At 48.7% G+C, this 17230-nt stretch carries 8 protein-coding genes; all 8 read left to right on the forward strand.

The genetic code is table 11. The features are described 5' to 3' along the window. Positions 1-6 precede the first annotated feature (6 nt). Positions 7-2052, forward strand: coding sequence for a carboxy terminal-processing peptidase (gene prc, locus NY07_RS05415; RefSeq protein ID WP_033538329.1), 2046 nt, complete (start codon positions 7-9; stop codon positions 2050-2052). Between the two features lie 72 nt (positions 2053-2124). Next, entirely contained in the window at positions 2125-4686 is a 2562-nt protein-coding gene (pepN, locus tag NY07_RS05420) for an aminopeptidase N (protein WP_033538330.1), read from the forward strand. 54 nt (positions 4687-4740) lie between these two features. Further along, positions 4741-4956, forward strand: coding sequence for a DUF2835 domain-containing protein (locus NY07_RS05425; RefSeq protein WP_033538331.1), 216 nt, complete (start codon positions 4741-4743; stop codon positions 4954-4956). A gap of 324 nt (positions 4957-5280) precedes the next feature. Next, complete coding sequence (locus tag NY07_RS05430; RefSeq protein ID WP_033538332.1) at positions 5281-7329, forward strand: DUF1302 domain-containing protein; 2049 nt, start codon at positions 5281-5283, stop codon at positions 7327-7329. Positions 7330-7347: 18 nt separating this feature from the next. Next, positions 7348-8712 carry a DUF1329 domain-containing protein gene (locus tag NY07_RS05435; RefSeq protein WP_033538333.1) on the forward strand — a complete coding sequence of 455 codons (1365 nt, stop codon included), beginning with the start codon at positions 7348-7350 and terminating at the stop codon, positions 8710-8712. 83 nt (positions 8713-8795) lie between these two features. Further along, on the forward strand, positions 8796-9809 hold the full coding sequence (locus tag NY07_RS05440) for a WD40/YVTN/BNR-like repeat-containing protein (RefSeq protein ID WP_033538334.1): 1014 nt from the start codon (positions 8796-8798) through the stop codon (positions 9807-9809). 12 nt (positions 9810-9821) lie between these two features. Next, positions 9822-12125 (forward strand): efflux RND transporter permease subunit, encoded by a 2304-nt coding sequence (locus NY07_RS05445; RefSeq protein WP_033538335.1) that lies wholly within the window; start codon positions 9822-9824, stop codon positions 12123-12125. A 264-nt stretch (positions 12126-12389) separates the two neighbouring features. Then, the gene (locus NY07_RS05450; RefSeq protein WP_033538336.1) at positions 12390-17228 is read left to right on the forward strand and encodes an NAD-glutamate dehydrogenase; all 4839 of its coding nucleotides are present in this window, start codon (positions 12390-12392) and stop codon (positions 17226-17228) included. The last annotated feature ends 2 nt before the right edge of the window (positions 17229-17230 follow it).

The following is a 17230-nucleotide window of genomic DNA, read 5'->3' on the forward strand; positions in this document are numbered from 1 at the left end:
TTGTTGATGCGAAAACTCACTCTGGCAGCATCCATTGCCAGCATATTTGTAGGATTCTCGGCTTGGGCACTGACGCCCAGTATTCCATCTAGCGAGTTGCCCTCTTTAACACAAGAGCCGCAACATAAAGTGGCAAGCAAGCGAGTGACAGGCCTGTTCACTCGCGCCCATTATCACAGATTCGATCTGGATGATGCCTTTTCGGAGCAGGTGTTCGAGCGCTATCTTAAGCAGCTCGATTACCGTCGCAATGTCCTGCTTCAAAGCGATATCGACAGTTTCAAACAGTATTCAAATCAGTTCGATGATATGCTGAAGAGCGGTGATTTAGCGCCGGCCTATAAGATGTTCGATCTGGTGCAGCAGCGTCGTTACGATCGTTTCGCCTATGCGTTATCCCTGCTGGATAAGGAGATGGACTTTAATCTCCCTGGTGATAGTTACCAGTACGACAGAGATGAAGCCGCCTGGCCGAAAGATGAGGCTGAAATTAACGAACTGTGGCGTCAACGTGTTAAATACGATGCCTTGAACCTTAAACTGACCGGTAAGAACTGGGATGAGATCGTTGAGGTACTTGAGAAGCGTTATAACAATGCCATCAAGCGTCTGAGTCAGACCAAGAGTGAAGATGTATTCCAGGGTGTGATGAACGCCTTCTCTCGTAGCGTCGAGCCACACACCAGTTACCTGTCACCTCGCAACGCCGAACGTTTCCAGATGGAGATGAACCTAAGCCTTGAAGGCATAGGCGCGGTATTGCAGATGGATGATGATTATACGGTGATCAAGAGCCTGGTTGCTGGCGGCCCTGCGGCTAACAGTGAAAAACTGGCGCCGGAAGATCGTATTGTGGGTGTCGGCCAGGAAGGTAAAGAGATAGTCGATGTGATCGGCTGGCGACTGGACGATGTGGTCGAGTTGATCAAGGGCCCTAAAGGCAGCAAGGTGATTTTGCAGATCCTGCCTAAGAAGGGGGGCTCAGCGGCTAAGCCTATCGATGTCACCATAGTTCGTGACAAGATACGCTTAGAAGACCGCGCCGCGACCTCAGAAGTGATTGAACCATCAACCGGTGATTATGCTGGTCGCAAGGTGGGAGTGATTAAGATCCCTGGCTTCTACATGAACCTGTCACAGGATGTCACCAAAGAGTTGGTGAAACTTAAAGAAGCTAAAGTCGAAGGTGTGGTGATTGACCTGCGTGGTAATGGTGGTGGTGCCTTAACCGAAGCAACACTGTTAACCGGTCTGTTTATCGAGCAGGGTCCAGTGGTTCAGATCCGTGACGCAAACGGCAAGGTGTCACAAAATCGCGACAACGACGGCCGTGTAACCTATTCAGGGCCACTTACCGTGATGGTGGATCGCTATAGTGCTTCGGCATCAGAAATTTTTGCTGCTGCTTTACAAGATTATGACCGAGCATTGATCGTCGGTGAGTCGACATTTGGTAAAGGCACGGTACAACAGCATAAGAGTCTTGGTCGTATCTATGATATGTACGACAAGCCGATAGGCCATGTGCAGTACACTATCGCTAAGTTCTACCGTATCAATGGTGGTAGTACACAGCTAAAAGGAGTCACACCGGATATTCCATTCCCGAGTGCCCTAGAGCCTGGTGAGTATGGCGAGGCAGAAGAAGACAATGCACTGCCATGGGACAAGGTGCCTGTTGCTCAATACGGTACCCTTGGCGATATAAACCCTGAGCTAGTGACCCACTTGGACTCACGTCATCAGCAGCGTATTAAGAATGATGTTGAATTTGGCTATATCGAGCAAGATATCGCAGAGTTTAAGAAGAGCCATAAAGAAACCAGTGTTTCTCTGGTGGAGAAAGAGCGTATCGCCGAGCGTGAAGCCACTGACGATAAGCAACTTGCCCGTCTTAACGAGCGCCGTGCGGTGGAAGGGTTAGAAGCGCTTAAATCGCTAGATGACGCCGAAGACGATGTGAAAGCGCCTGATGCGTTTTTAGATGAAACTGTCTATATCACACTGGATCTGGTGGATATGGATAAAGTGGCTAAAAATCAGGTGAAATAGTATTGAGCCAGACTTAATAAAAACGCGCTATTGGCGCGTTTTTTTATAATCTTTTCAGATGAGGGAATGTGAATGGCACAGGTTAAGGCCAAATATTTAAAAGATTATCGAGCACCAGACCACACTATAACCCAGGTGGATCTCTCCTTTGTATTGGATGGTGCTAACACTCAGGTAACGGCGGTGAGCCAGGTTCGCCGAGTTAACGACACCGCCAAGACCTTGGTGCTTGATGGTGAGAGCCTGACAGTGAGTCAGTTGCTGGTCAATGGCCAAGCTCATGAGTACCGCGAGGTCGAAGGCCAGCTGCATCTTGATACCGATTTAGCATCCTTTGAGCTAACCATAGTGACTCAGCTGGATCCCCAGGCAAACTTGGCACTCGAAGGGCTATATATGTCTGATGGCGCCTATTGCACTCAATGTGAGGCGGAAGGCTTTAGACGTATCACTTACTTCCTCGATCGCCCCGATGTTCTAGCTGTCTATTCGGTGCGTATCGAAGCCGATAAGGCAGCCTTTCCCTATCTGTTGAGTAATGGTAACCGCGTCGACAGTGGCGATCTGGGCAATGGGCGTCATTTTGTCTGTTGGCAAGATCCCTTCCCAAAACCCGCTTACCTGTTCGCCTTGGTGGCTGGTGATTTTGATCTGCTTAGCGACAGCTTTACCACTAAGAGCGGCCGCGAAGTGGCGCTGCAGGTATTTGTCGATAAAGGTAATCTGCACAAGGCACATCATGCGATGCTGTCACTGAAAAAGTCGATGGCCTGGGATGAAAGCCGCTTCGACCTAGAATATGATCTTGATATCTACATGATCGTCGCGGTGGATTTCTTCAACATGGGCGCCATGGAAAACAAAGGTCTGAATGTATTTAATACAAAATATGTGTTGGCCGATAAAGACTCAGCCACCGATGAGGATTATCACGGTATTGAGTCTGTGGTAGGGCATGAGTATTTCCATAACTGGACCGGTAACCGAGTGACTTGTCGCGACTGGTTCCAATTGAGCCTGAAAGAGGGGCTGACTGTCTTTAGAGACCAAGAATTCAGTTCCGATATGGGCTCACGCGCGGTTAATCGTATTCATGCGATCAAGGTGATCAAGAATCAGCAGTTCGCCGAAGATAGTGGGCCGATGGCCCATGCGATCCGTCCAGACTCCGTCATCGAGATGAACAACTTTTATACCGTGACCGTGTATAACAAGGGCGCCGAAGTGATCCGCATGATGCACACCTTATTAGGTGAGCAGGGCTTCCAGGCGGGGATGAAGTGTTATTTCGAGCGTCATGATGGACAGGCGGTAACCTGTGATGATTTTGTGGCGGCGATGGAAGACGCCAGCGGTGTAGATCTGAGCCAGTTTAGGCGTTGGTATAGTCAATCCGGTACGCCTGAGCTGACTATCCTTGAGGCCTATGATGCGGATAAGCAAGCGTATCGCCTTACTGTTAGCCAGCATACTCCGGCAACGCCTGATCAAAGCGAGAAGCTGCCTTTGCATATTCCGTTGGATCTTGAGCTGATCGCTAGCGATGGTCGTTCGCTACTCAGTCAAGTTTTTAGCGTCACAGAGACAGAGCAAGAGCTGGTATTTAGTGAGATGGCTGAGCGCCCTGTGCCGTCTTTACTGCAAAACTTCTCAGCGCCAGTCAGACTCAAGTTTGATTATAGCGTCGAGCAACTCATTCATTTGATGCGCTATGCGAGTAGTGAAGTGGCTAAATGGGAGGCTTCTGCAGCCTTATTTAGCCAGGCCGTTTGGGGTAACGTTGAACATCTTAAGGCGCAGCAGTCTATGTATGTTGACCCTCGACTCGTCGATGCGGTTAAAGGCTTGCTGCTCGATGAAGCCTTGGACAAGGCGTTACTTGCAGAGGTGCTGAACTTCCCAAGCTTGAATACCTTGGTAGAGCAGGTGGGACAGGTTGATCTGGACGCATTGGCGGCGGCGCGAGAGTTTTTGATTGAGGAAATTGCCTCAGGTTGTGAAGATGAACTTGTGGCGCGCTATCGTGAGTTGGCCTCCCAGGATGATGCTGGTGCCAGAGCCTTAAAGAATGCCTGTTTAACCTTGCTATTGCAGATGTCTGATGCTCATCAAGTCTTGGCACAGCGACAATATGAACAGGCCAACAATATGACCGACAGCCTAGGTGCCCTAGCAGCGTTGAATCAGGAAGCGTCTCAATTACGAGACAGTTTACTTTCTGATTTTCAACAGAAATGGGCCGATACGCCATTGGTGATGGACAAGTGGTTGACTCTACATGCCTGTTGTCCGGGTGAGGATCGCGTGACGGCGCTGCGTGAGTTAACACTGCACAGCGCCTTTAGCTTCTCCAACCCTAATCGCGTACGTTCCTTGATTGGCGCTTTTGCTGCGGCTAATCCGCTCTCGTTCCATCAGCCTGATGGTAGCGGATATCGATTTTTGACCGAGGCAATCATTAAACTCAATACCTTAAATCCTCAGGTTGCTGCGCGTATTATTACGCCATTGATCCAATTTAAGAAGTTTGATGAGCAGCGTCAGAAGTTGATGCGAGCTGCGCTAGAAGAGATATTGGCCTTGCCAGATCTGTCGAAGGACCTTTACGAGAAGGTGTCTAAGGCGCTGGCATAAGTTAGTAGGGCGAGGTGCTTTGCATCTCGCCACTTTTTTTAAACTAAGACTATGATGATATTTACTTTTCCTATTCAGGTGAGTTACCAGGATTTTCTCAATTACTATCAAGGAAGTATCGATAAAATTGAGGTTAGAGATATTTCAGGGAAGATCCTCTGGATACACGCTCGCCATTTTCGGCCTTTTTTAACCACGTCAGGCATAAAGGGTTATTTTCGACTGGAACTCGATGATAACGGACAGTTCGTTTCCCTCACTCCACTATAAGTTTTAGAGTATATACTTCAAACGAATGATTGTGCTCCACTCAAAATTTTGTCTGCCAATGTAAAAGTTTAATTGCCTGTTTCTGCTTGTTTTTTCAATAGCCGTTTTTCATCTGGTATGACTTGTTAGAAAGAATTTAAATCAGTCGTTTGAAAATAGATAAGTCCTTTAGCTTAAGTGTACAAATCTCAAGGTAATTTTCTGTTTTTTCGCCTTGCTCATCCCACCTAAATGCTGTAACAATGGTGTTACCTGTACGCTAACAAGATGTTGGCCATCATTCCTATAACAAAGAATCCAGCAGGTTACGGAGAAGAGCTAAAAATGAAAAACGTTAAAAATGGCTTTAACAAGTCAGCGCTAGCTTTGGGGATCGTTGCGGCGTTGAGTGTTGGGGTGACATCTGGCGTACAAGCCGTGTCATTCGATTGGGGAGAAGTGCAAGGTTCATTCGATTCAACCTTCAGTGCCGGTGCAAGTTGGCGGGTAGAAGAACGTGATTGGAATGACCAGATTGGTAAGGTTAATCACCCGCGCTTCGATTGGTCTAATTATTCAGCATTTAATAATACTAAGTACACTTCGACTGAGATTTGGGCTCAGCCAGGGTCTTACTCAAGCAATGGTGATTTGGGTAACTTGCTCTACTCACAGGGCGATGTGACCTCCATGGTCTTTAAAGGCCTGCACGAGTTGTCGTTAAAGTATAAGAATTTCGGTTTGTTTGCTCGTGGCATGTATTTCTACGATCAGAAAGCCAACAATGGTAGCTACGGCTACAGCGATCCGATAACCGGCAAGGAATATGATCCTTGTGCCGACTCAGAAGCTTCTGAAGTGCAATGTAAAGATGTGCGCTTGCTGGATGCATTCATCTATGGTGATTTCGACTTTAACGATGGTGCCAATCCACTTAGCGTCCGTATCGGTAACCAAGTGGTGTCATGGGGTGAAAGTACCCTTATTCCACATGGTATTGGTGTGATCAATCCAGTTGACCTGAATATTCTTAATGCACCGGGTGCAGAACTTAAAGAAGCCTTTAGACCTCAAGGGATGATTTGGGCATCACTGGGTATTAGTGAATCGCTCTCCCTTGAAGCCTTTTATCAGTATGATTGGCAGCCAGTTTGGGTTCCAACACCTGGTTCTTATTTCTCAACCAACGATTTCGCCGGTTACGGTGGTTACTCGCAAAACGCTCAGCTTGGCTTTAACGCCAACCCAGATATTAATCTAGATTTTCTTATAGAAGAGTATCAACAGCTGTCCGCTATGGTGGCGTCAGGCCAGTATGATGCTGCGACCTTAGGATCACTTGCCTTGGCTTACCCAACCAAGGTGACCCTAATGCAAGATCAGGCCAGCGCCAGTGACTCGGGCCAATATGGTATTAAGCTAGGTTACTATGCCCCTGAGCTAGGTGAGACAGAGTTTGGTTTCTATTACATGAATTACCATAGTCGACGTCCGTTGATCAGCGGTACAGCGGCTAACTTTACCCAAGAGGCAATAGGTAAAGATTTAGCGACCCTGGCCGCCATTGGCGCGACAGGTGGTGAAGTTGACCGTCAAACCTTGCTGGGGTTAGAGACCTTCTCCAAGGCGCAGATTGAATACCCGGAAGATATCAAACTATACGGCTTTAGTTTCAATACTCTGGTTGGCGACACCTCGGTAGCTGGTGAAATTGCCCATCGTCAAGATGAGCCACTGCAGATCGATGACGTAGAATTGCTGTTTGCCGCTATGCCACAGCAGCTAGCCAACGCGGGTCTTCGCCCAGATTTAGACGGTATTTCACAGGTGAAGGGCATCGGCTCGGGTGAAGCGGCCGAAGGCTATATTCTGCGTGATACCACACAAGCGCAGGTGACCTTTACTCATCTATTTGGTCCGACTCTGGGCACTGATAACCTGGTGGTGTTGGCCGAGGTCGGTGGCGTATGGATCCATGATATGCCTGGGTTTGACGAGCTGCGTCTCAATGGACCGGGGACGGCACGTTCAGGCGGTAACCCTGATATGCCAGGGATCATAGAGGCTGTTCACAATGGCCCTGAAACCAACCCATTCCCGACCGATTTTGCCTGGGGCTATCGTTTTGTGGCCAAGGCTGAATACAACAACCTGTTTGCCGGGGTCAACATGGCACCGCGCATCATCTTCTCCCATGATGTTAAAGGGATCACACCCGATCCTATGTTCCTTTTCACCGAAGGTAAGAAGTCAGTCGCCATCGGCATTAACTTCGATTACCAGAGCCGTTGGGGAGCCGATGTTTCCTATAACTCTTTCTTCGGTGGTGTTGGCACCACGAATCTGATGTCAGATCGTGATTACGTGTCATTTAACATCAAGTATTCAATCTAATTCACAAGGACAATAAGAATGAAAAAATTAACACTATTGTCGGCAGCTGTGATCGTTGCTTTAACTGCGCCAACGGCCTTTGCGAAAGTATCAGAGGCGCAGGCGGCAAAACTCGGTACCGAACTGACGCCGCTAGGTGGCGAAAAGGCGGGTAACGCCGACGGTTCTATTCCAGCCTGGGATGGCGGTATTACCCAAGCTGTGGCGGGTTATGAGAAAGGTATGCATCATCCCGATCCCTTCGCAGCCGATAAGATTGAGTTTACTATCACCAATGCCAATAAAGATCAGTATAAGGACCATCTCACCGAAGGTCAGCTAAAGCTATTTGATCTTTATCCTGATACTTTCAAGATGAATGTGTATCAGACGCGCCGCACCGCTTCTGTTCCTCAGTTTGTGTACGACGCCACAAAAGCCAATGCCACTCGCGCCGAATTGGTTGCCGATGGTAACGGGATTTCAGGGGGCTCGATTGGTGTGCCGTTTCCTATTCCACAAAATGGTTTAGAAGCGATTTGGAACCACGTACTGCGTTTTCGTGGCGTAGACGTTGAGACTGCCCGTAGCCAGGCAGCGCCAACGGCATCGGGTAGCTACACCTTGGTCGAAACCGCCGAAGAGATACGTTTTGAGTATTCTCGCCCAGAGATGACACTGGATAAATTGAAAGAGTCTAATACCCTGTTTTACTTTAAGCAGGTCGTGACACAGCCTGCTCGTCTAGCAGGTACCGCGCTCTTGGTTAAAGAGACCATGGATCAGGAAGCCTTGCCACGTCAGGCATGGACCTATAACACAGGGCAGCGCCGCGTACGTAAGGCGCCAAATGTCGCTTTCGATACCCCGGGCACAGTGTCTGATGGTCTGCGCACCACAGATGATTTCGATATGTTCAACGGCTCGCCAGTTCGTTACAACTGGGAGTTAATGGGTAAGAAAGAGATCTACATTCCCTACAACGACTATAAGCTCCATTCAGACAAGCTAAAATATGAGCAGATCCTGCAGCCTGGTCATATCAATCCAGAGCATGTTCGTTGGGAGAAACACCGTGTTTGGGTGGTCAAGGCGCAACTAAAAGAGGGTATGCGTCATATCTATAAGACACGTGTCTTCTATCTAGATGAAGATTCATGGCAGGTGTCTTTGTCGGATATGTATGACAACCGCGACGAGTTATATCGTGTCGCCGTCGCCCATGCGATTAACTACTATGAAGTACCAACACACTGGACCACGCTTGAAGTGATCCATGATCTACAGTCACGTCGTTATCTGGCAATGGGCCTCGATAACGAAGGACGTATGTATAACTTTGATGCCCAGCTGAGTGAAGCCAACTTTACGCCTGCGGCATTGAGACGTGCTGGTATTCGTTAAGCACTTATGCGTTATGGACTAATTCTATAAAGAATTAGGGGAGAGGGGCCAACAGGCCCCTCATTTCACGAAAGGAAGTTTGTATGTGGTTTAGCATGCTTCGGCTTGTCGCGTTATCTTCTCTGTTTATTGCCTCCGCGTTTCCTGCTTATAGCTCGGAAGAAGTGGTTGGCTCAGATAAACAACCCTTGGCCACTCACTCTCTGGTATTGGATATTGCCAAGCAGGGAGAGACGGTGATTGCCGTTGGCGATCGTGGTCATCTATTTCATTTTACCGATCAATGGCAGCAGGTTAGTTCACCAACCCGTGCACTGTTAACCAAGGCGACGCTGCTAACGCCTGAGCTTGGCTGGGCAGTGGGGCATGATGCGACCATTTTGCATACTCAAGATGGCGGCAAGACTTGGGCAAAACAGATGAGCTCTGCTGAAATAGAAAAGCCTTTCTTAGATGTGCTGTTCTTTGATGCGCAGCAGGGGATTGCCATTGGCGCCTATGGCCTGTTCTATCGTACTCTCGATGGTGGTAAGCAGTGGCAGCAGGAGTTTCATACTGAGCTGTTATATGAAGAAGATCAGGCTTATCTAGAGGAGCTAAAAGCGGAGGATGAAAGCCTTTATCTTCAAGAGCGTAGTACTTTATTGCCGCATTTTAATCGCGTTGTACGCTTAGCCGATAACCGTCTTTTGATGGTGGGCGAGCTCGGATTAGCTGCTGTTTCACAAGACCATGGTCTGAGCTGGCAACGTATTGATTTCCCATATGAAGGGTCACTTTTTAATGTGTTAGTGGCTAAGCAGGGGATCTATGTGCTCGGGCTCAGGGGGAATCTGTTTAAGAGCGATGGGGATCTTGAGCAGTGGCAGGAAATAGCGCTCACCACTAACTCTACCCTCAATGGCGGCATAGTGCTCAGTGACGATAAAGTCAGGCTCGTGGGCAACGGTGGTGTGGTCATTGATGTTACCGCCGATGATAGCGTCGAGTTGGTGGCACAGCGCCAAGGGGAAAACCTAGTGTCAATTGGTAAGGATACCACAGGCAAGCTTTGGCTTGCTGGTACAAAAGGCTTCGTTGCATTACAACAAGAATAATAAGGCCCAGGCATGTTAGATAAATTAGTTAATGGATTAGAGTCCTTCCTGTTTCGGCAACGGGCCTATGTAATATTCGCCTTTTTGCTGGCAACTCTGTTTCTCGGGTTTCAAGCCAGTCATCTGAAGATGGATGCGGCTTTTGTTAAGAATATTCCGCTTAATCATAGCTATATGCAGACTTATCTGAAGCATCAGAAGCAGTTCGGCGGCGCTAACAGCATCATGGTGGCGGTAGAGGACACCAGCGGTAACATATTTAATCCCAATTTTTTCAATACCCTTAAGCAGGTCCATGATCAGCTGTTCTTCATTCCTGGGGTCGATCGTGCTCAGGTAAAGTCTCTCTATTCACCCTCTACCCGTTTTACCGAGGTGGTGGAAGATGGGTTTGCCGGTGGCCCGGTGATTCCGGCTGATTTTTCCACAACGCCCGCCGGGCTAGAGGTGGTCCGCAGTAATATTGAGAAGGCCGGTATCGTGGGGCGCCTCATTGCGGAAGATTACTCGGCAGCCATGGTAACGGCTCAATTGATGGATTTTGACCCGCAAACCGGTGAGCCCCTCGATACCTTGGCCTTTGCCAGTCAGCTTGAAAATGAGCTGCGAGGTCAATATGAAAATGATCAGATAAAGGTTCATATTATCGGCTTTGCAAAGATGGCCGGCGATGTTGCCGAAGGCGCCAAGGGCGTCGTGCTCTTCTTCGCGATTGCCATCTTAGTGACCGCCGTGATGGTTTATCTGTTCTCACAATCCGTAAAACTGACCCTGCTGCCTCTAGTATGTAGTTTGGTGGCCGTAGTTTGGCAGCTAGGTTTGCTCACTGTGGTGGGTTTTGGCCTAGATCCCATGTCGATACTGATCCCTTTCTTGGTGTTTGCCATCGGGGTGAGTCATGGGGTGCAGATGATCAACGCGGTCAGACGCCGTGTTGGTGAAGGCGAGATCACCAAAGCCGCGGCGGCGCTCGCTTTTAGAAGTCTGCTGATCCCAGGCGGTATTGCGCTGCTCTCTGATACCGTTGGTTTTATGACCCTGCTGGCGATTGATATCGGTATCATCCGCGAGCTGGCAATTTCGGCCTCCTTGGGTGTGGCTGTGATCATTCTGACCAACCTGGTGCTTCTGCCACTGCTAATCTCATATACCGAAGTGAAGGCGCTGCCACCCAAGGAAAATAGCCGTGTCGATGAGCTTTGGCGTAAACTCTCTTATTTTGCCACCCCTAAGTATGCAGCCGTAGTACTCGTCGCCACTGTGGTGTTGTATGGCGTCGGATTGCAGCAAGCGAACAAGATGAAGATAGGCGATCTGCAAGGTGGGGCGCCGGCGCTACATTTTGACAGTCGCTACAATCAGGACACTTTCTATATTACCGATCACTTCTCTATCACCACAGATGTGATGACTGTGATTGTCGAAGCCTTCCCTGAGGCCTGTACCTACCATGATGTGCTGACACAGATAGATGAGTTTGAGTGGTTAGTGGCTAATACCCCTGGTGTGGAGTCTACTGCGAGCCTGGCGTCTGTTGCTAAGCGGGTTAACGCCGGCTTTAACGAAGGTAATCCCAAGTGGCAGGTGTTACCGCGCACGACTGCGAGTCTGGTTCAGGCGGTAGGGCAGATCCCAACCACTTCGGGCTTGCTCGACGGGAACTGCTCTGTGATGCCTGTGTATCTGTTTCTTAAAGATCACAAGGCAGAAACCATAGAGACGGTGATCGATAAGGTTAAAACCCTGTCAGCCAAGATGGACAACGACAAGCTTAAGTTTAAGCTGGCATCGGGGCCTGTGGGGGTGATGGCCGCCACCAACGAGGCGGTTGCCGAGGCCCAGATGCCGATGATGCTCTATGTTTATGGCGCAGTGTTTGTGCTCTGCCTAATCAGCTTTAGGTCGATTAGAGCGACTATTGCCGTGATCCTGCCGCTCTATGTGGTGTCCACACTGGCCCAGGCGCTGATGACTCAACTCGACATCGGCTTGGCGGTTAGTACCTTACCTGTCATTGCCCTCGGCGTGGGGATAGGTGTCGATTACGGCATCTATATCTTGTCGACCATGGCGGTGAAACTCAGAGACGGTATGCCAGTACAGACGGCCTATCACCAGGCCTTAGTCGAGCGGGGCAGTGCGGTGATCTTTACCGGCCTGACCTTAGCCATAGGCGTAAGTACCTGGTTCTTTTCTGCGCTAAAGTTCCAAATGGACATGGGGATCCTGTTAACTTTCATGTTTTTAGTGAATATGTTAGGCGCAATAATTATTTTACCGGCGATCGGCGCTGTTTTTTGGCGTAAGCCGCGATAGTGGACTGAAAGAGAGAGCATTGGCTCTCTCTTTTTTTGCATAGTTACGCTTACTTTACGATTGTTTTTTCATCATGAGCTTCCATATGGCCGCAAAACCCCAAGGGATGAGGATCTACCACTAAAATAGTTCTCGAAAATTGGCACATTTAGTAATAAACTTCGCGCTATGACTTAGGTCACATAATTAGATTTGGCCTGTCATATGCTCAAGCATCCATAAAATTACAAAAACGCTGCCATAGACCCTAAAGGAAACAGCAACATGGCCTTGAAAGATGCAATGCCTTCAGTACTACTTGAGAACGTAGTCAGCCTCATTCACTCCAAAGTTCCCAATACACAAGCCAAACAAGTTGAACAGTTCGCAACTTGTATTTATGCCCATATGTCGAAAGATGACTTGCAACACCGCAATGACAGTGATCTTTACGGCGCCGTACTCAGTCTCTGGAATGCCGCGAACAAAACGCCTGTTGGCGAGACCCATATTCGCGTGTTTAATCCGAGTCAATCTAAGCATGGTTGGAAATCATCCCACTCGATTATCGAGGTGATTCAACCTGATATGCCTTTCTTGGTTGACTCTGTGGGGATGGCGCTAAACCGTATGGGGATCACTACCCATATGATGCTGCATACGCCTTTGACCGTGAAGCGTGAGCAAGGCGACATCACTAGTGTCAGCTATAACGACGATAAGGACGAGCATAACGATAGAGTGGCTGTGTTCCTGATTGAGATCGATAGACTCAGCAGCGACGCTGATATCAAGAGCCTTGAGAAAGAGATTCAGTCTGTTCTGGGTGATGTCGCCGCTTCGGTTAACGATTGGCAGGCTATGTCTAACAAGTTGACCGAGACCATTGCCGAGCTGCCAGACCGTCCTTTTCCTGGTGAGAAGCGTGAGTTAGATGAAGCGATTAACTTCTTAACTTACCTTAACAATCATCACTTTACCTTGTTGGGCTATCGTCGTTACGACCTGCATAAGGTGGAAGGTGATCTTGAACTGGTACCGGCAAACGAGACCAGTCTTGGCTTGATGAATGTACCGGGAAAACCTAAGAATACTAAAGGCTTGATGCTTTCTAGCTTGTCTGATTCTGCTCGTAAGGAAGCGCTGGATAGCAGCTTACTTATTCTGACCAAGAGCACAGAGAAGAGCCGTGTTCACCGTCCTGCATATGTTGATTATATCGGTATTAAGCGATTTGACGAGCAAGGCAATGTGATAGGTGAAGATAGATTCATCGGTCTGTACGCCTCTAATCTTTACAACCGCAGCCCACGTGAGATCCCGCTGCTGGCAGAGAAGATCCAGCGTGTGCTCGACGACTCTGGCCTGACGCCACACTCTCATGACTACAAGGCTTTGATGCATATTCTCGAAACCTTGCCAAGAGACGAGATTGTTCAGGCGCGCGAAACTGAACTGGCTAACATGGCCCGCGGCGTGCTTGAGATGCAAGATCGCGACAAGCTTAAGCTATTTGTTCGTAAAGATGGCTTTGGCCGTTTTCTCTCTTGCCTGGTGTATGTGTCTAAGGACAGATACAACACTAAGCTGCGTGAAGATACTCAGCGTATCTTGGCTCGACACTTCAATACTAAAGAAGATGTTGAATTTACGACTTATTTTTCTGAGTCAACGCTCGCGCGTACTCATTACATAGTCAAAGTTGAAAATAATATTACGGATGTAGATGTGGCTGCCATCGAAAACAATCTAATTGAAGCTGCGCGTTCATGGGAAGATAAGTTAAACACAGCGCTGATCACTGCCCAAGGCGAAGAGTCGGGTAACCGTTTGGTGAAGCGTTATGTTAATGCGTTCCCCCGTAGCTATAAAGAAGATGTGTTGCCTAGCTCAGCCGTGGTTGATGTCGAGCACTTAGAGGCGCTTGACGATGACCATAAACTGGGCATGCTCTTCTATCAGCCACAGGAAACGGCATTAAAAGACAACAAAGTCCGTCTAAAGCTGTTCCATAAAGATGAGCCGATCCATCTATCTGACGTATTGCCTATGCTGGAAAATTTCGGCCTACGTGTGATCAATGAGCGTCCTTATGAAGTGATCACCGCAGATGGTGCAACTTTCTGGATCTTGGACTTCTTGATGACGGTACAAGGTGCTGCGGTCGATAATTTGGCCGATAGCCAGGATAGATTCCAGACAGCATTATCACAGGTTTGGCGTAAAGAGCTTGAAGATGACGGCTTTAACCGTCTGGTTCTGGCTACTGGCTTATCGGGCCGTGAAGTTTCAGTGCTACGTGCCTACGCAAAATATATGCGTCAAATCGATGCGACCTTTAGTCAGGCGTATATCGAAGAGACCTTCAGTTGCTACCCGCAGATAGCCGATCTTCTGGTGAAGATGTTTATCCGTAAGTTCAACCCTAAGCTTAAGACTCGTACTTTAGCTAAGTTTGTTGAGCAGATTGATATGCGTCTGGAAGATGTGTCTAGCCTGGATGACGACCGTATCATTCGTCGTTACCTGGATCTGATCAATGCAACGCTGCGTACCAACTTCTATCAGGTGCTGCCAGATGGTAGTAACAAGCCTTACGTGTCATTTAAGTTCTCGCCTGAAGAGATCCCAGAAATGCCACGTCCGCTGCCGAAGTTTGAGATCTTTGTATACTCTCCAAGAGTAGAGGGGGTTCACCTTCGTGGTGGTAAGGTGGCTCGTGGTGGTCTGCGCTGGTCAGATCGTCGTGAAGATTTCCGTACTGAAGTGTTGGGTCTGGTGAAAGCCCAGCAGGTGAAGAACACAGTAATCGTCCCTGTAGGTGCCAAGGGTGGCTTCGTTTGTAAGCAACTGCCAACAGACGGTGGACGCGATGCCTTCTTTACCGAAGGTCAAGAATGTTACCGCCTGTTTATCCGCGGACTGCTGGATATCTCTGACAATATTGTCGAAGGTGAAATCGTTCCTCCTATTAATGTGGTACGTCATGATGAAGACGATCCATATTTGGTTGTGGCGGCCGATAAAGGCACCGCGACCTTCTCAGATATCGCTAACGCTATCTCTGAAGAGTATGGCTTCTGGTTAGGTGACGCCTTCGCATCTGGTGGTAGCAACGGTTACGATCATAAGAAGATGGGTATCACGGCACGTGGTGCATGGGAATCGGTTAAACGCCACTTCCGCGAAATTGGTATCGACTGCCAGACAACTGATTTCACCTGTTTGGCGATTGGTGACATGGCCGGTGACGTATTTGGTAACGGTATGCTGCTCTCTGAGCACACCCGTCTGGTGACAGCCTTCAACCATATGCATATCTTCATCGACCCTAATCCGGACGCGGCGATCAGCTACAAAGAGCGTGCACGTCTGTTCGAAATGCCGCGTTCTAGCTGGGAAGATTACAACAAAGACCTTATCTCAAAGGGTGGTGGCATCTTCCTGCGCTCGGCCAAGTCAATCACACTGACACCAGAGATGAAGAAGATGCTGGATACTAAGAAAGCATCTATGACACCTAACGAGCTGCTTAAAGAGCTGCTGAAGATGAAGGTGGATCTGATCTGGAACGGTGGTATCGGTACTTATATTAAGGCTACCAGCGAAACTCATGCTGAAGTAGGCGACCGTGCCAACGACGCGCTGCGTGTTAACGGTAAAGAAGTTCAGGCTCGCATCATAGGCGAGGGGGGTAACTTAGGTTGTACTCAGCTTGGTCGTATCGAATATGCTGCAAACGGCGGCCGTATGAACACCGACTTCGTGGATAACGTGGGTGGTGTGGACTGTTCGGACAACGAAGTTAACATCAAGATCTTGCTAAACGCTATGGTGGCCGAAGGTGAGATGACGGTGAAACAGCGTAATCGTCTGTTGGTTGAGATGACTGACGAAGTCAGCCGCATCGTACTGCAAGACTGTAAGGATCAGACCCGTACCATCTCTGTGACTCAGGTGCGCGGAGCCGAGCAGTTGAAAGAGCAGATCCGCTTCATCCATTACTTGGAAAAAGAAGACAAGCTCGACAGAGCCTTAGAGTTCCTGCCAACTGATGATGAGCTGGCAGAGCGCTTAGCTAATGGCAAGGCACTGACTCGTCCTGAACTGTCGGTATTAGTGGCTTACGCCAAGATGGTATTGAAAGAGCAGTTGCTGACACCGGAAATTACTGACGATACATTCTTGAGTCAGCTGTTGATTGAGTATTTCCCGCGTCAGCTACAAGAGAAGTATAGCGACCGTATGGTGACTCATCCGCTGCGAGCTGAAATTATCGCGACTTCGTTGGCCAACGAGTTGGTCAACGATATGGGATTAAATTTCGTACAGCGTATGAAAGATGAGACTGGTGCCTCAGTCGCTGAAGCAGCGATCTGCTACACTATGGCACGTGAAGTATTTGGTTTAGCTGAATTAACTAAATCGATCACGGCGCTAAATGGTGTGGTCCCTGCGGTTGTTCAGGGTGAGATGCTACACCAATTGCGTCGTAATCTACGCCGCGCATGTCGTTGGTTCTTACGTCATCGTAATCGTAACCAGACGATTGAACAGGTAGTGGCCTTCTTCAGCCCTGTATTCCAAGAGCTTCGTCAAAATGTCCACCAATATATGGTGGAAGATGAAGTCAACGGTATACGCGCCGAGATCGCTGCCCTAGTGAGAGAGGGTGTGCCAGAGCAGGTAGCGACTGATGTCGTTAATATGAGTACGCTGTTCTCTGCCTTGGATATCTCGCAAATTGCTGAGTTGGAAGATAAGCCGGTAGCCTTAGTTGCCGAGACTTACTATAAACTTGGCGCGCGCATCGACCTGCACTGGTTCCTTGAGCAGATCAGCGCACAACCAGTGGCGAACCATTGGCAAGCGTTGGCGCGAGCGGCATTTAGGGAAGAGCTTGATTGGCAGCAACGTTCACTGAGTTCAGCGGTGTTACGTACTTGCACATCGGTTTGTGACGCTGATGCCATTATTGAACAGTGGGTCGAATCCAATCAGGGCTTATTGGAAAGATGGTTCCACATGCTTGCAGACTTTAAGACCTCGCAGACTCATGAGTTTGCTAAGTTCTCAGTCGCCCTACGTGAGCTAAATCTGTTGATCCTTCATTGTGAAGGTTAATC

Source organism: Shewanella sp. ECSMB14101, assembly GCF_000773485.1.
Lineage (GTDB): Bacteria > Pseudomonadota > Gammaproteobacteria > Enterobacterales > Shewanellaceae > Shewanella > Shewanella marisflavi.